This window comes from Mucilaginibacter sp. A3364, from assembly GCF_059690715.1.
In genome coordinates this window covers 897,377-913,652 of record NZ_JCAWED010000001.1, presented here as the reverse complement: position 1 = coordinate 913,652, position 16,276 = coordinate 897,377, and the positions used below count along the sequence as shown (strand labels likewise).

Annotated in this window: 19 protein-coding genes; 13 read left to right on the top strand and 6 right to left on the bottom strand. The window is 43.7% G+C overall.

Annotated features, from left to right (window positions below; all coding sequences use genetic code 11):
* Positions 1-80 precede the first annotated feature (80 nt).
* Positions 81-542, bottom strand: coding sequence for a YciI family protein (locus AC59JT_RS03995; protein WP_497396318.1), 462 nt, complete (start codon positions 540-542; stop codon positions 81-83).
* Between the two features lie 218 nt (positions 543-760).
* Between AC59JT_RS03995 and AC59JT_RS03990 the strand changes: the two genes are divergently transcribed.
* Positions 761-1,870, top strand: a complete 1,110-nt coding sequence (locus AC59JT_RS03990; RefSeq protein ID WP_497396317.1) for a DUF6515 family protein — start codon at positions 761-763, stop codon at positions 1,868-1,870.
* A 159-nt stretch (positions 1,871-2,029) separates the two neighbouring features.
* The gene (locus AC59JT_RS03985) at positions 2,030-2,824 is read left to right on the top strand and encodes an SDR family NAD(P)-dependent oxidoreductase (RefSeq protein ID WP_497396316.1); all 795 of its coding nucleotides are present in this window, start codon (positions 2,030-2,032) and stop codon (positions 2,822-2,824) included.
* A 146-nt stretch (positions 2,825-2,970) separates the two neighbouring features.
* On the opposite strand, the gene AC59JT_RS03980 is transcribed toward AC59JT_RS03985, so the two are convergent.
* Both AC59JT_RS03980 and AC59JT_RS03975 read right to left on the bottom strand, forming a co-directional pair.
* On the bottom strand, positions 2,971-3,237 hold the full coding sequence (locus tag AC59JT_RS03980) for a UBP-type zinc finger domain-containing protein (RefSeq protein ID WP_497396315.1): 267 nt from the start codon (positions 3,235-3,237) through the stop codon (positions 2,971-2,973).
* 5 nt (positions 3,238-3,242) lie between these two features.
* Complete coding sequence (locus tag AC59JT_RS03975) at positions 3,243-3,635, bottom strand: group III truncated hemoglobin (RefSeq protein WP_497396314.1); 393 nt, start codon at positions 3,633-3,635, stop codon at positions 3,243-3,245.
* A gap of 97 nt (positions 3,636-3,732) precedes the next feature.
* Here AC59JT_RS03975 and AC59JT_RS03970 point away from each other — a divergent pair, with 97 nt between their 5' ends.
* A complete protein-coding gene (locus tag AC59JT_RS03970) occupies positions 3,733-4,134 on the top strand; it encodes a response regulator (RefSeq protein ID WP_497396313.1) in 402 nt (133 codons plus the stop codon).
* Here the strand turns inward: AC59JT_RS03970 and AC59JT_RS03965 are convergent.
* Positions 4,114-5,451, bottom strand: a complete 1,338-nt coding sequence (locus AC59JT_RS03965; RefSeq protein ID WP_497396312.1) for a sensor histidine kinase — start codon at positions 5,449-5,451, stop codon at positions 4,114-4,116. The two genes, AC59JT_RS03970 and AC59JT_RS03965, sit on opposite strands and share 21 nt — an antisense overlap.
* A 232-nt stretch (positions 5,452-5,683) precedes the next feature.
* Between AC59JT_RS03965 and AC59JT_RS03960 the strand changes: the two genes are divergently transcribed.
* Positions 5,684-6,403 (top strand): proteasome-type protease, encoded by a 720-nt coding sequence (locus tag AC59JT_RS03960; RefSeq protein ID WP_497396311.1) that lies wholly within the window; start codon positions 5,684-5,686, stop codon positions 6,401-6,403.
* Between the two features lie 16 nt (positions 6,404-6,419).
* Complete coding sequence (locus AC59JT_RS03955; RefSeq protein ID WP_497396310.1) at positions 6,420-7,265, top strand: transglutaminase-like domain-containing protein; 846 nt, start codon at positions 6,420-6,422, stop codon at positions 7,263-7,265.
* Here the strand turns inward: AC59JT_RS03955 and AC59JT_RS03950 are convergent, their stop codons facing one another.
* Entirely contained in the window at positions 7,266-8,237 is a 972-nt protein-coding gene (locus tag AC59JT_RS03950) for a TonB family protein (protein ID WP_497396309.1), read from the bottom strand.
* Between the two features lie 127 nt (positions 8,238-8,364).
* Between AC59JT_RS03950 and AC59JT_RS03945 the strand changes: the two genes are divergently transcribed.
* Both AC59JT_RS03945 and AC59JT_RS03940 read left to right on the top strand, forming a co-directional pair.
* Positions 8,365-9,099, top strand: coding sequence for a DNA-formamidopyrimidine glycosylase family protein (locus AC59JT_RS03945; RefSeq protein WP_497396308.1), 735 nt, complete (start codon positions 8,365-8,367; stop codon positions 9,097-9,099).
* Between the two features lie 89 nt (positions 9,100-9,188).
* Positions 9,189-9,731 (top strand): hypothetical protein, encoded by a 543-nt coding sequence (locus AC59JT_RS03940; RefSeq protein ID WP_497396307.1) that lies wholly within the window; start codon positions 9,189-9,191, stop codon positions 9,729-9,731.
* Between the two features lie 9 nt (positions 9,732-9,740).
* Here the strand turns inward: AC59JT_RS03940 and AC59JT_RS03935 are convergent, their stop codons facing one another.
* Positions 9,741-10,388, bottom strand: a complete 648-nt coding sequence (locus AC59JT_RS03935; protein ID WP_497396306.1) for an ankyrin repeat domain-containing protein — start codon at positions 10,386-10,388, stop codon at positions 9,741-9,743.
* Positions 10,389-10,477: 89 nt separating this feature from the next.
* On the opposite strand from AC59JT_RS03935, the gene AC59JT_RS03930 reads away from it, so the two are divergent.
* The 6 genes from AC59JT_RS03930 (at position 10,478) to AC59JT_RS03905 (ending at position 16,160) form a co-directional block, all read left to right on the top strand.
* Positions 10,478-13,054: an FtsK/SpoIIIE family DNA translocase gene (locus AC59JT_RS03930; RefSeq protein ID WP_497396305.1), complete on the top strand. Its 2,577-nt coding sequence runs from the start codon at positions 10,478-10,480 to the stop codon at positions 13,052-13,054.
* 60 nt (positions 13,055-13,114) lie between these two features.
* Positions 13,115-13,783: an outer membrane lipoprotein periplasmic chaperone LolA1 gene (lolA1, locus tag AC59JT_RS03925; RefSeq protein WP_497396304.1), complete on the top strand. Its 669-nt coding sequence runs from the start codon at positions 13,115-13,117 to the stop codon at positions 13,781-13,783.
* Between the two features lie 16 nt (positions 13,784-13,799).
* A complete protein-coding gene (locus AC59JT_RS03920; protein WP_497396303.1) occupies positions 13,800-14,573 on the top strand; it encodes a hypothetical protein in 774 nt (257 codons plus the stop codon).
* Positions 14,574-14,593: 20 nt separating this feature from the next.
* Positions 14,594-14,866 (top strand): hypothetical protein, encoded by a 273-nt coding sequence (locus AC59JT_RS03915; protein WP_497396302.1) that lies wholly within the window; start codon positions 14,594-14,596, stop codon positions 14,864-14,866.
* On the top strand, positions 14,863-15,624 hold the full coding sequence (locus AC59JT_RS03910) for an MBL fold metallo-hydrolase (RefSeq protein ID WP_497396301.1): 762 nt from the start codon (positions 14,863-14,865) through the stop codon (positions 15,622-15,624). Before AC59JT_RS03915 ends, AC59JT_RS03910 begins: the two co-directional genes overlap by 4 nt.
* Before the next feature lie 116 nt (positions 15,625-15,740).
* Entirely contained in the window at positions 15,741-16,160 is a 420-nt protein-coding gene (locus tag AC59JT_RS03905) for a BLUF domain-containing protein (RefSeq protein WP_497396300.1), read from the top strand.
* Positions 16,161-16,276: the final 116 nt, after the last annotated feature.

Genomic DNA, 16,276 nt, shown 5'->3' with positions numbered 1-16,276 from the left:
ACGGCAAAAGTATCCCCGCACTATTAAGTCTATGTTAACAGTAGATTATCAAATACTAATGTTTATTTAACAATAAGTTATCATTCGGCCACGCTCTTTTTTTCTACTTTTTTGTGGATGTTATTGATTTCCATTAGGGCAGCACTGCAATAAAAGGGGCGCAGCTCCATCGTCAAAATACCCGCCTTTATGGCCGGGTCGGTCTCGGTTAAGGTCTTTGCCTCCTCTATAGAGTTAACATTAAATATAAATATGCCTTGCACGTCTCCGCCGTCCATAAACGGACCGGCAACAACCAGCTTGCCTTCATCCGCCAGGCGCATAATATTTTTTAAGTGGGCCATTTGAATTTTGGTGCGCTCCTCTTTGCTTTCAATTTTGGTGGGGCCTGTTTTTAAAAACGCCATTACATACTTTTTCATGCCGTATTGATCGGCACCTAGTTTAGTGGCCAGGGCTTCGTCGTATACAGGTTTGGTTTGGGCTTTAACGACTACACAGGCCAGCCATAAAAGGGCTATTAACGCGGTTCTTTTTATCATGATGAAAGTTTTGAGTTAAAATTTATTGGTTACTGTAACGATGATACATAAAATTTCGTCATTACAATATAGGCAAATTGGTATACATTGTCAAAACGATGCAATGATGAATAGCTAAACATAAAATAATTTTAGCACGATTAAACCGTTTACAAAATATTAGTCTATAGGTATAAAGCAGCAATGCTTTTGCTAACCATTATTTTTTTTAACAAACTATGAAAAGTATATATAGAAAATTAGCATTACCGGCCCTGAGTGGTTTGATGCTTGTGTTTTTGGCTATGCCGGTTAATGCCCAACGTGGTGGGGCGCACGCCAGTGGTGGCGGTGGCAGTCGTGGTGGCGGTGGCGGAAGCGTTTCTTCCGGTGGCGGCGGTGGCAGCCGTGGCGGAGGTTTCTCCGGCGGTAGCAGCAGCCGTGGCAGTGTATTTTCGGGCGGTGGCCGGTCAACCAATAGTGTCGCGCCACAAGCTTCGGGCAGCTATTCAAGCCCGCGCGGACAAATGCATCAGCAACCCAACGTAGCTACATCACGTGGCTACAGCGGCCGTAACCAGCTGTTCGGCGGCGGTACTTACTCAGGTTCACGCGGACAAACCTACTCACGCCCTAACATAGCCAGCCGTTATAACAGACCAGGCTATAACAGCAGTTTTTACAACCGTGGTTACTATCGCGGTGGCCGTTATTATCCGGGCAGTGCTTATAGCTACAACCGTGGTTATTATGGCGGCCGTTATTATGGCAGATTAAATACTTATGGTGCTTATAATGGCTTTTACCACTATAACCGCGGCTTTTATGGTAGCTTATACTATCCACGTTTAGGTTTTAGCCTGGGTGTTTTGCCTTACGGATACTATCCGTTCTATTGGGGTAATGCTCAATATTATTACAGCGATGGTTATTTCTACCAAAATTATAACAACCAATATACGGTTGTTGAACCACCGCTTGGCGCTTCGGTAAATAGCCTGCCGGCCAAAGCCGAATCTATCGTAATTAACGGCGAACAGTATTATGAGCTAAATGGTGTTTACTACCAGGCTGTACGCCGCGATGACGGATCTACCGTATACCAGGTAGCCGGTAAAGATGGCCAGTTGGATACCAGCAATATGGAAGACATGGCCGGCCCAACAATTGAGGAGCCTCAAATTGGCGATGTGGTAAGCGATTTGCCGATGGATACCCGCAAGGTAAAATTAGGTGGCCAAAGCTACTTCGTATCTCCCGATGATTTTTACTACCAGGAAACACGCGATGTTAATGGTAATAAAGCTTATAAAGTTGTAGGTACGCCTGCAGATGGACCCGGCAATTAAGATATTTTAGTTTGATTATTCCAATCAGGGCGGGCATTGTAAAATGTTCGCCCTTTTTGTTGGCCTAAAATATTGCGTAGTACCAACAGTAGTATGAATATAGGCTGACAAACATTTAGCCCATACGTTGTTACTTTGACTAACAAACAACAATGTAAAATGGACTTACAACTAAAAGATAAAATAGCGCTGATAAGCGGATCAACTGCCGGTATAGGTTTTTCAATAGCCAAACAATTAGCTGCCGAAGGTGCGCAAGTAATCGTTAACGGCCGTACCCAACAACGCGTGGATGCCGCTATCCAACAAATAAAAACTGAAACCGGCAACCAAAACATTACCGGCGCAGTGGCCGATTTTACCAAACCTGATGATATTGCCGCGCTCATTAAACAAGTACCTCATGTTGATATACTGATCAATAACGTAGCCATATTTGAACCCAAAGCGTTTGCCGAAATCAGTGATGAGGATTGGCTGCGTTTTTACGAGATCAACGTATTAAGTGGTGTGCGCCTGTCACGTGCCTATTTCGATAAAATGCTGGCGCAGAACTGGGGCCGTATCATTTTTATCTCGAGCGAATCGGCCGTACAGATACCAAGCGAGATGATACACTACGGAATGACCAAAACAGCCCAACTGGCCATTGCCCGCGGCCTTGCCGAACTAACCAAAGGCACCAACGTAACGGTAAACTCGGTATTGCCTGGCCCTACCCTGTCCGAAGGTGTGGGTGGTTTTATTGATAACCTGGCTAAGGATCAAAGCAAAACTGTGGAGCAGGTGGAAGAGGATTTCTTTAAAACCATGCGCCCTACATCAATCATTCAGCGCTTTTTAACTACCGATGAAGTGGCTAATATGGTGGTTTATTTGTCAAGCCCGCTGGCAGCAGCTACTAATGGTGCGGCTATACGGGCTGAGGGTGGTTTGTTGAAGACGGCGTTTTAAGTGCTCAAGCCAGACTCGTCAAAACCAAGCACGTCATTACGAGCGTAGCGTAGTAATCCCCGATTAGAAAGTCAACGCGCAACCTTTCTCAAGGGGATTACTACGCTCGTTCCTCGCTCGTAATGACGTGTTAGTTTTATAATTAACTAATACTCCGCAAACACCTCATCCTGGTAACACCACACCCACTTCTCCCCTGGCTCGGCAGACGCGGCTACGGGGTGGCCGGTTTCATGGTAGTGGGCCGTCATATGTTTCATAGGCGAGCTATCGCAGCACAGCGTTACGCCGCAAGTTTGGCAGGTGCGCAGGTGTAGCCAGCGGCCATTGTGTTTAACGCATTCGGCGCACTCGTATTTTTCGGCTTGTTTAATGCTTTCCAGGTTGGTAATATGTTGGCAGGTGTTTCCCATATCTTTTATAATATCCCTAAAGGGTTGTTTCTTAAATGATCTATTTTGGCAGCAAACATTTCGGCCATTTTACCGGCCCGCCATTTGGCTTCTTCGGCTTTAGTGCCGGTAAATAGCTCGTCTACAGTTCGGGTAAAAAGAGCCATCCAGGCAGCAAAGTGAGTATGGTCTACCGGCAATCTTGCATGCGGCGGAAATGGACTGCCCATGTAGGTGCATTCGCCCAATAAAACCGTTTGCCAAAAGGTGTACATTTTTTCCAGGTGTTGCGGCCAGCGGTCCCCTATCTTTTCATTAAATATAGGGCCCAAAAGCGCGTCTTCGCGTATGCGGTCGTAAAAGGTATCAACCAGCAATTTAATATCATCCAAACTCAATATTTCGGGCAGCTTTTCCATAACCAACTGGTAATCAACAAGTGTTTATTAAATACAAAAAACACTAAACAAAGATACGCACGCAACTGTTATAACACCACCAAAAACAAGGTTTATTATGGCTAAGAAGATATTAATAGTTGATGATAACGAGGATATACTGGACGTACTGAAAGAAATGCTGGCCTTTGACGGGCACGAAGTGGAGTGCATTACCTATACCGACAACATTTGCCAATCGGTAAGCGCGGCAAATCCCGACCTGGTTATTTTAGATTATATACTTTTTGGTGTTAACGGCGGCGAACTTTGCCACCAGGTAAAAACCAACCCGGCAACAGCGCATATACCGGTAATGATGATATCGGCCTATCCGCGCGTATTAAACTCATTAGGTACTTATGGCGCCGATATGTTAATAGCCAAACCGTTTGATATGGACGAGATACGTGAAAACGTAAATCATTTGCTGGCGGATGCCGAAAGCACCAGCGATAAGCTATGCGGCAACGCGGTTTAAGTTAATAGTAAATGTAGTGCCGCTTTGCTCGGTACTGTGTACCTCTATTTCGCCTCCATGTTTTTCAACTATCTGGCGCACTATGCTTAGCCCCAATCCTACCGATTCCTCGCCCCGCAAACCTTTACGACTGGCGCGCGAAAACCTGTCGAAAATATAGGGCAACAGCTTTTCGGGGATACCCATCCCAAAATCCTTCACATCAATCGTAACATCATCATGCGTGGCATTCAACGCAATTTCGATATGATTGGTAGGGCCCGAAAATTTAATGGCATTGCTGATCAGGTTATCCATCACCCGCTCCATTTTTTCAGAGTTTATTTTGGCAAAAACCTTTTCGTTTAAACCGTAGTACAATATCTTAACGTGGCCCATTTTGCCCTTCACCCACTCATCAACAATCTTTAATAAAAACTGGTTAAGCTCAATGGTTTGTACGTCAAAATCCGAAGGTGCTTCGCTGTGCGCTGTCTCCAGCAAGTCGTTGATAATAGATGCCGCCTTATCGCACGAATGTTTGATCACTTCCATATGCTCGCGGTCTTCCTCATCCAGCTTATTGTCCATCTCCATTAACATGGTTACGGTTTTAATGGCATTAAGCGGGTTACGCAAGTCATGAGCTACCACACCCAGTATTTCGTTTTTAGCGCGTATGGCTTCCTCTATCTCATGGTTCTTTTGCTCAATAGCTTTCAGCTTCAAATAATTATCGGCCCGGTAGGAGAACGAGTATCGCGACAAGCAAAAAAACATGATCAATAATACCAGCGATGCCAGGTTATTCATCATAAGTTCGCTCACGGTATGCTGATAGAGCGGAATCATCAGCGTAAAATAAATGCCGGTTATAATAGCCAGGAATATCGACTCAAAATACTCGAACGTAAAAAAAACCCCCGTTAAAATAAGCCCCATTAAATACATCACCAGCGTATTACGCGGGTTGTACATGGTAAAAAACGTAGCTCGCATAAACGATATCATAATAAACAAAGCAAACGCCAGGGTAAAGGCACGTATAAGCAGTTGCTTGTTTACTTTGTCATCAAAATTGGCTATTAAAAACTTACTGATGATATAAAAAACAGGGGTTGTACCTATGGCTATCCAATTGGCAAGGCTGTAATGCTCTACATGGTTTACGCTTTCGAGCGGTACGGCACCGGCAATAACCAGGCTGCGTAAAAAAACGCTTACGCCCAGGTAAATTAAACTAAGCGTTTTTACAACTCTAAGGTTTTGCAAAGTAGAATAGCTCCTAAAAGAAGACCGGTAAGGCGAATCGATTCTGGTAAAGAAGTGAATCTTCATTTTAGTAAATAGCTATATACAAGCCGTGATATACAGCACCTTATCGGGTTACAGCGCGTTATCAGGGGTATTGGGTGTTCTGTACAGTTTAATCAGCACTAAAATAACTATTATGCGTTAATAAATTATAAATTAATAAGTATAACATTTTTGATAGATTTTTCGGGCTAAATGCGGCATTATTTATTACTTTGCCCCCGGTATTTTACTTATTATTTCAAGATACAACGCCATGACTTATTGCCTGGGAATTAAAGTGAAAGAAGGCCTGCTGGCTATTGCTGATACGCGCATTACATCGGGGACAGATACTACGGTAAAAAAGAAGATCACGATAGAACAAAAAGATGGTTTTTCGCTTTTTATAATGACAAGCGGCCTGCGATCAACCCGCGATAAGGCTATTGTGTATTTTACCGAGCTTTTAGAGACCACCGAGTATAACAAGCTATACAAAGCTGTTAATGCCTTTGGCGAGCAGATAAAACGTGTAGCCAACGAGGACAAGGCATCGCTGGAGAAAGCGGGTTTTAATTTTGACCTGCACAGCATTATAGGCGGGCAGCTAAAGGATGATGACGAACATAAACTGTTTTTGCTTTATCCCGAAGGTAACTGGGTTGAATTGGGACAGGGCGCGCCGTTTATTATCATCGGTAACTCGGGCCACGGTAAGCCGATCTTGAATAGAACGTTGAACGAGGACTCGAGCCTGCGGGAAGCATTGAAGGCGGGGTTCCTGTCGTTTGATTCAACCCGGGTAAGCTCCAACAATGTTGATTTCCCGATAGATGTGGCGCTGTATAAACGGGACAGTTTTCATATCGTTGAAAAACGCTATGAAAAACGCGACCTTGAAACCATATCAGCCCAATGGGCCGAAGAATTAAAAGAAGCGCTGGCACGCATATCAGAAGACTGGATGGATGCCGCGTTTGACAAGTTACCCTGATTAATAAAGCATATATATGAAATTCGACGTATTTACCGGGATGGAATATCAAGTGAGCTCGGCGAGTACGTTGATACTAAGCGTAGCCGCACTGCGCAGCCCTCAACAAACGGTATTAAGTGAAGAGCTTACCTTATCGCCTTACATAAAGGTAGAAGAGCTGGCATCCCCCGGTAACGATAACCGCCCAATACGCTTCGAAGCATCGGAACCGGGCAAGATCACTGTTACCTATAAAGCGCTGGTTGATAATTGCTGCCAACTGGTTGATTTTACCAATCGCCCCGAAACACCGGTTGCACAGTTCGCGCCCGATATTTTAACTTACCTGTACCCCAGCCGGTATTGCCAGTCGGACAAGTTATACGGCCTGGCCAACCAGCTTTTCGGAAATATCAGCAACCCTTTTGCCCAGGCTTTGGCCGTTACCGATTGGATACACAATAACGTGCAGTATTTAAGCGGCACCACCACAGCGCAAACATCGGCCTTTGATACCATTAACCAAAAGAAGGGTGTTTGCCGCGATTTTGCCCATCTGGGGATAGCACTTTGCCGGGCGCTTACCATACCTGCGCGCTATTTTACGGGTTATGCCTACCAACTACAGCCACCCGATTTTCATGCCTGCTTTGAAGTTTATCTAGATGGCGAATGGATATTATTTGATGCCACCAAACTGGTGCCCCTTAACGGCCTGGTGAAAATAGCCACCGGCCGCGATGCTGCCGATACCGCCATAGCCAATCTTTTTGGCGGCGTAGCCTTTACCGGCATGACCGTAAGTTGCGAAGTGGCTGAGGATGGTTTTGAGCCGGTGTATTATGATAGTAAAGTTTTGAAGGGTTTATCGTACCTGTAGCTACAGGTTAAAAACAAACGGAATGGTGTAATTAACCCTCATTATCCTGCCATATTGCACGCCCGGTTCCCATTTAGGGAGGGCCTGCAAAACCCTTAATGCCTCAACACTTAGCACATCGTGCGGGCTTTGTAATATTTTATAATCAGATAGGTAGCCATCTTTGTTCACTACAAAATTTATAAGCACGCGTCCCCTTATTTCGTAAGCGCGGGCATATTGTGGGTATTGCAACTTATTGCTCACCATTTTATAAAACTCGCCCATACCGCCTTTAAATTGCGGGGCTATTTCGCGCTGGGTGTAGGTGTATTTATCCTTGTCATTTACAATTGACTCGCCTGTTACGAGTTTACCATCCGCCCATTCTTCTGCAAAAACCCATTTGGTGTCTTTGGATGATTTGTCGCCTTTCCATTTACCATTGCGTACACCATTTTTCAAATCACCCTCTTCTTCAATTTTATCGAAATCGAAATTATAACCAACGTAATAGCCATTGCCATCGGTGGCCAAAACTTTGCCGGTAGAGTCTGAGCAGGCCTTGATAATGATATCTGATCTAAACGGGGCAGCAGGATCATTAGCGGGGATAAACACCTTATGGGTGTATAGCCGGCCATTGGGATAATAGGCATAAGCATCGCCGGTTTTCTTTCCGCCCGAAAAATTTGCTACCTCGCGTTTTTTTCCTGTCGGGAAATAATTTACCGTAGTGCCCTCCCATATGATCTGATCGGCTTTTGAGGTTTTGCTGGCAAATTTCAGCTTGCCGGTTTTATAATATTCTTTTAGCACAAATAACTTGGATTCGGTATCTGGGTAAATCTGGCGGATGAAATCGGCGCTGTCTAAAATAGCTACCTTTTGCCCGGAGTTTTTGTGAAAGGTGACTATAGTATCAGCCTGCTGCGCAAAGCTTTTCAGGCTAAACAGACTTAATATTAAAGCCAGCGATATTTTGATATTCATATAAGGTTTAGTTGTATTTAATGGCCTAAAATAAATATTATAAGTATAGTGCAAGCGGCATTGCTAAAAATTTAACATTTCGGGCAAGCAAACACAGGATTTTATTGTCTATCTATAAAAACACATTATGCCCGAAGGCCCGTCAATCATCATCCTAAAAGAAAAGCTTAAGCCCTTTAAAGGCAAAAAAGTAACCGGTGCCAATGGCTACGCCAAAGGCTTTGACACCGAAATGCTGATCGGTAAAACGCTGAAGGATATTAAAAGCTGGGGCAAACATACTTTGCTGGTATTTCCAAAATTTTCGGTAAGGGTGCATATGATGCTGTTTGGATCGTACCGCATTAACGAGCATACTAAAAGGAACGCATCGCTGCATATGCAGTTTGGCGAGCAGGAGGTGAACTTTTACATATCAGCCATTAAACTGATTGAAGAACCTTTGGATAAGATTTACGATTGGTCGGCCGATATCATGGGCAAAAAATGGGATAGCAAAAAAGCTTTTGAACGGCTAAAGGCCAAACCCAAAATGATGGTCTGCGACGCGCTGCTGGATCAAAAAATATTCTCAGGCTCGGGAAACATCATCAAGAACGAGGCGCTTTTTCGCGCCAAACTACATCCCGAAAGTATCATAGCACACATCCCCGATAAAAAACTGCGCGATTTAATTGGGGAACTAACCAGCTTTGCCAAAGAGTTTTTAAAATGGCGTAAAGTAAATAAACTCGGTAAGCATCTACAGGCTTATGAGCAGGATATTTGTCCGCGCAATACCATTCCTTTCCACAAAAAACTAACAGGCAAAACAAAGCGCCACTCCTACTTTTGCCATAAGTGCCAGGACCTGTTTGACTGAGGCTGAAAAATATTTTTTCAAATTGTAACAAATTTGTTATAATTAATTTCTAGCTTTATATAACCCAATAAACTTAAAGGTTCATTATTATGAGGAAAGTACTACTAACCTGCTTGTTAGCATTCGGAATGACTGCTGCAATGGCGCAATGCCCGATCAATGAAATTTTAACCAGCAATAACGCGCAAAGCATTTCCACGCTTATTGAAAACAACACCGAGTGCATAAAGGATGCGCTGTTGCAAAACCCCGAGTACAGCACCATGCGCGTTTACCTGGATTATTTATATAACACCTCTAAGGATTGGGTTTACGGCAACTTCCCCGATAAAGAAAAACAGTTTACCGAGTTTTATGCCAAATGGAACAAAGAGTTTCCAACCATGACCTCAACCCCACCCTCAAACCCTGATTTTTACGAGGATATGGATGCTATAGTAACTACAGATCCGAGTTTCTTTACTCAACAAAAAGTCACCAAAATACCTTTACGTTACATGCAATGGCTGCACGTAAAACGTTTGAAAGAAAAATATGGCGAACAAACCATATTAAATTTGACCAACGCGGTAGCTAAAGTTGCTAACCTGCAAACTTCAAAAACTAATTACGCGGCATTTGTGGGGCACTAAAGGCTAGGGTTAACTCAATATATCGGCTATTTCATCAAAGCCTTTTTCGCGGGCAAGGTCGGCGGGGAGTTTGCCGCCTTCCATGCGGGCGTTTACGTCGGCATTGTTTTCCAGTAGTAAAATCAGCAGTTCTAAATTGCCGTTTTGCGCTGCCGAATGGAGGGGCGTTACGCCTGCCTGTTGTTTAATATTAACTACCGCGCCGTTTTCAATAAGCATGCGGGCAATATTGGTATAATTGCCCGCGGCGGCAGAGTGCAGCGGGAATACATTAAAGCCATTGTTTGATGGGCTATTAACCTCGGCGCCCTTTAGCACAAGGTAACGCGCCACCTCAAACTGCCCGAAGTAGCAGGCCAGCCCCAGCGGTGTAAAGCCATCATCGTTATATAAATTTACCGCATCGGGGTGGGTAAATATCAGGTGAGCCACCACGTCAAACTTGCCCGCGGCCGATGCTTCAAAAAGATCGATCTCATCCACAAATTTTAACAGCAGGGCGGTAACCTCGGGCTTTTTGTAATAACAGGAAAGCATCAACGGCGATACATTGTGACTGGTTTTAGCAGTCGCCAATTCGGGCTGTTGTGTTAGCAGGGCATTTATGCCGGCTACATCGCCTTCGGTAATAAATTGCTCAAGGTTTTCAATATTCATTAACATCAATAATACTAAAAAATTAAAAATAACACTGCATAGTTGTTTTATCTATTAACTTTATATTTGCATAATACTATAGTTAAGGGATGCCGGTTAAAGGAAATCAATTCAGATCAAACAGCTTCAGGGACGAGAATAAAGACCGTCAAAATTCAGATAAAGGCCCACGAGAACGCTCGCCAAAACCGGCCGCCGAGCGTTTACCAAAATTCGACCTTAAAGATGGCCGTTTGGTAAAGATCATAGGCTTGTTTTTCCTGATCGTATCGCTTTTTTTCCTTATCGCGTTCACTTCCTACCTGTTTACCTGGGAGCAGGATCAAAGCTATGTAAAGCCTGCTAACGGCGGCTGGAGCAACCTGTTTAAAAGCGAAATGCAACTGCTTGAAAAAGGGGTTACCAACCCAACGGTTGATAACTGGCTGGGTAAATTCGGCGCGTTGCTATCCAACCAATTCATATTCGAGTGGTTTGGTATCGCCTCCTTCCTGTTTGTATTTGTATTTTTTGTGATAGGCTACCGCATGTTGTTTAAAGTGCGCTTATTCTCGGTAGTACGTACGTTGGGTTATTCGCTTTTTGGGCTGATTTTTATTTCTATCACGCTAGGTTTTGTCCACGCTTTTATATCAGATACACCACACTTTTTAGAAGGCGAATTTGGGTATTGGAGCGTTAAGCTGATGGATGTACAGATAGGGCACTCGGGCACCGCAGGCGTGCTGATATTTGCCGGGCTAACCACCCTTATCATTGCTTATAACATTGACTTTAAGCTCCCCGAACGCAAGCCCAAATCCGAGCCTTTATTAGCCAATATGCCTGGCGCCGACCCTGAGCCTATCGAACTGGAGGACGAGCACATATCGCACCCCGTAGAGTGGCCTAAAGGCAGTAACGTAATGAAGCCCGAAGCTTTCACGCATCAGCCTTCGGTGCACGAAACCCTTGCCGCGCAGGCAATAGCCGCCGAAACGCTAACACCCGAGCCAACCTTCCACGAGCCTGTTGTGTTAACTCCCGATAACGAAAGCGAAGACCCTGAAATTGGAGACGATATACCCCTAACGTTAGAAACCGAGCGCCCAAGCCCGGTAATGAACGTTGAGAAAACCGATGACGACAAAGCCAAAGCATTGGTTGATGAGTTTGGCACTTATGACCATAAGCTGGATCTGGCATCGTACAAACTGCCTACGCTTGATCTGTTAGAGAATTACGGCTCGGCCAAAATAGCGGTAAATTCGGAAGAACTGGAAGCCAACAAAAACAAAATTGTTGAAACGCTTAACCACTACAATATCGAGATTGATAAGATCAAAGCTACGATAGGCCCAACAGTTACGCTGTACGAAATTATCCCCGCACCGGGCGTACGTATCTCAAAAATTAAAAACCTGGAGGATGATATCGCCCTAAGTTTAGCTGCTTTAGGTATACGTATTATTGCCCCTATGCCGGGCAAGGGTACTATTGGTATCGAGGTGCCTAATCAAAATCCCGAGATGGTTTCCATGCGCTCCATCCTGGCTACCGAAAAATACCAGAACACCACTATGGATCTGCCCATCGCTTTGGGTAAAACCATATCAAACGAAGTATTTATTGCCGATTTGGCCAAGATGCCTCACTTGCTGGTAGCGGGTGCAACAGGTCAGGGTAAGTCGGTAGGTATTAACGCCATACTGGTATCGCTGCTTTATAAAAAACATCCATCCGAGTTAAAGTTTGTATTGGTCGATCCAAAGAAAGTGGAGCTTACGCTTTTCCGTAAGATAGAAAGACACTTCCTGGCTAAACTGCCTGATGAAGAAGATGCGATCATTACCGATACCAAAAAAGTGGTGAACACGCTTAACTCACTTTGTATTGAGATGGATCAGCGTTATGACCTGCTGAAAGACGCGCAGGTACGTAACCTGAAGGAGTATAACGCCAAATTCATCAACCGTAAAATAAGCAACCCTGAAAAACATCGCTACCTGCCATTCATCGTACTGGTGATTGACGAGTTTGCCGATTTGATGATGACAGCCGGTAAAGAGGTTGAGCAACCTATTGCACGTATAGCCCAGTTGGCCCGTGCGGTGGGTATACACTTGGTCATAGCTACGCAAAGGCCATCGGTAAATATTATTACGGGTACTATTAAAGCCAACTTCCCGTCTAGATTAGCGTTTAGGGTACTTTCTAAAATTGACTCGAGGACGATATTAGATGCCGGCGGGGCCGATCAGCTGATCGGTCGCGGTGATATGCTATTCAGTACCGGCAGCGATCTGATTCGCCTGCAGTGTGCCTTTGTGGACACACCGGAGGTGGAACGTATATCCGACTTTATTGGCAACCAACGCGGCTACCCTACCGCCTTGCTATTGCCTGAATATATTGGCGAAGGCGAAGCAAGCGGAACCAAAGAATTTGATCCGGATGATCGCGACCCGATGTTTGAGGAAGCAGCTCGCCTTATTGTAATGCACCAGCAAGGTTCAACGTCGCTTATCCAACGTAAGCTAAAACTGGGCTATAACCGCGCGGGCCGCATCATCGATCAGCTGGAAGCTGCAGGAATTGTTGGCCCGTTTGAAGGCAGCAAAGCACGCGAGGTTTTGTACCCGGATGAGTATTCGCTGATGCAGTATTTGGAAACGCTGGACAAGTAATTTGCCGCAGGCTATTTCAAAATCATTAAACATTCTCTTCTAAAAAGAGTCATATACTATATGAAGAAAATACTTGTATACACATTACTGCTGTTTATGGGCTCCAAATGTTTCGCCCAAAAAGATGTTGCAGCAAAAAATATATTGAACCAGGTAAGCCAAAAATATCGCTCATACAACACTCTGAAAAGCGATTTTATTTTTACAGTTGATAACCCGCAAGCCGGCGTAAAACAAGCGCAAAGCGGCACCATTATTACCCAGTCAAAAACCAACAGGTTTAAAATAACGCTGCAGGGTAAAGGTGGCGCAGCCGATGTGGAGCAGGAGATCATCAGCAACGGCAAAAAACAATGGACCTACCTGAAAAAAGAAAAAGAAGTACAACTAAGCAATGTAAACACCGCTGCCGAAAGCTTTAACCCTGCCCAGATATTTACCATTTACGAGAAAGGTTACAAATACTTGTATGTTGGCGAACAAAAAACAGGGGGGGTAATTTACCAGATTATTGAGTTAACACCCGAAAGCAGTAAAAACCCTTTCTTTAAAATAAGGCTTACTATTGATAAGGCTAAAAAACAATTATATAACATATTGCTATTTGATACCGGGGGCAGTAAATATAACTACACTTTACGTAGCTTTACCCCTAACAGCCCGGTTACCGATGCTACATTTAGTTTCGACCTTAAAGCGCACCCCGGTGTTGAGTTAATAGAGCTTTAATTATTACGCATAACCAATGAGAAGAACCCTGTTCGCAGTTATTATCACTATTGTCACAATAAGCCTGTTTGGCAGTTGCCAGATCGTTGGCAACTTTACCGATAGTTCTAAATACGGTGGCCCGGCCGAAGAGTTTATGGGCTACCTGATGAAAAGCGATTATGACAAGTGCGTAAGCCTGATGGACCTGAGCAGAACCCCAAATACTACCGAACTTAAGGCAGGCCTTAACCGTTTCAGAGCCAAACTAACCGAGGATTTTGGCCAAAACCTTACTTTTTCGTTCATGGGGTCGGGCGATAATAAACCAGGGATAAGCCCAAAACCGGGAGCGAAGGTTTTCCTTATCCAGGTATCAAACCAAACAGAACTGGGTGTGGTTGAAGCTATTTTCGACAACAAAAGCAATAAAATTGCCGATATAATGGCACTGAAGGTAAAAGACCAAATACCCGACCGTACCGATTTTTGGATATTTGGCGTTGTTTGTTTGCTGATACCGCTGTTTAACCTTTATGTGATACGTAAGGTAGCGCGCAGCAATATGGCCGACAAATGGCTTTATTACTTAATTGCTGTTGTATTAAATATTGGCGCTATTGGCTGTATACCTATAAAGGGCCTGGTATTTAACCTTTATAAAATGGAGCCCATACTTGGGTTTGATTACCTTTCGTTAGGTTTAATGGGCTCTTCATTTATTATGGGTGTGCCTGTAGGTGGCATTTATGTGTTATGGAAATTAAAGACGGGCGACTATAAAAAAACTGAGGTAACTAAAGCCAAATAGCTTTTAATTATTTTTAATTGATGCTTACTTTTACCACACATACACTTGAAAAGCTTGAAATGTTGTTAAAAACAACGGGCTACAAGGTGCGTTATGAAAAAGGCAACTTTAAAACCGGCGCCTGCGTATTGCTTAACAGCAAAGTAATTGTGGTTAACCGCTTCTCAAACCTTGAAAACAAAATACAGGCCCTGGCCGAATTAATACGCGACCTGGAGATTGACATCAATTTGCTTGACGACAAACAGTTTACTTTTTTACAGCAAATAAAACAAACCAAGCTGGAGCTTTGACCATAACATTTTTAGGAACCGGAACATCACAGGGCGTACCCGTAATTGGTTGCAGTTGCGAGGTATGCTTATCAACGGATAAACGTGATAAGCGGCTGCGTAGTTCTGTTTTGGTTGAAAGTGAAGATAAAATTGTTGCTATTGATTCGGGGCCCGACTTTAGGTACCAGATGCTGCGCGCCAACGTACAACACCTGGATGCCATAGTTTACACCCACGAGCATAAGGACCATATTGCCGGGATGGACGACATAAGGGCCTTTAACTACAAGCAACAACAACCAATGGACCTTTACGCCGATCCGCGCGTACAAGCCGCTTTAATGCGCGAATTTCCATATGTTTTTGCCGAGTATCGTTACCCGGGCATCCCGCAGGTTAACATACACTCCATAGGTTTGGAGCCTTTTAATATCGGCACCATACGTTTTATACCTGTTGAGGTAATGCATTATAAGTTACCTGTGCTGGGTTTTCGTATTAATGATTTTACGTATATTACCGATGCCAAAACCATATCCGATCAGGAAAAAGAAAAAATAAAAGGCAGTAAAGTTTTGGTGCTTAACGCGCTGCAAAAACAAACGCACATATCGCATTTTACATTGGAAGAAGCTATAGCTTTTGCCGAAGAAATAGGTGCCGAAAATACGTACTTTACGCACATCAGTCATCGTCTTGGTAAGCATCAGGATATCGAAAAGGAATTGCCTACTGGTATCCATTTAGCTTACGACGGACTACAAATAGCTATATAACAGTTATTTGTAAAAAAGATGTCATAACTTTGTTTTTTTAACCCGATTAAAAACCGCTAAATACAGTTTTTCGTTAGTATTGCATATTAATACCCTAAAAATTTAAACTAATCTCAATGTATCACATTGTTTATTTGAGCACTGCTGCGAAGGCCATTACGGATACCGAATTAACGGATATACTTAATACCAGCAGAAAGAACAACAAAGACAGAAATGTTACGGGCCTGCTTTTATATTGCGACGGCAATTTTGTACAACTGATTGAAGGAGAAGAAGAAGACGTAAAAGCTATTTATAGCGCTATTGAAAGAGACACAAGGCATAAAAACATTATCCTGCTAATAAGCTGCCCGTCTGAGCAACGAAACTTTCCGGATTGGGCCATGGGCTTTGCCACATCGGATAAAGAGGCAATTAAAGGTTTAGACGGTTATATCGACCCAAAACAACCCGATTTCCTAAAAGCCGAACACAACAGCCAGGCCTTATTTATCCTGCAAACTTTTGCAGAGAATAATAAAATATCAGGCTAAAAAAATTAAAACAGATACCTATCGGGGCATCTGTTTTTTGTTTTCTGCGGAAATAGGTTCATCGCTTTTCGACTTATTTGACTGCCGTAGCACACGTGTATATTTTTTTGTATTTT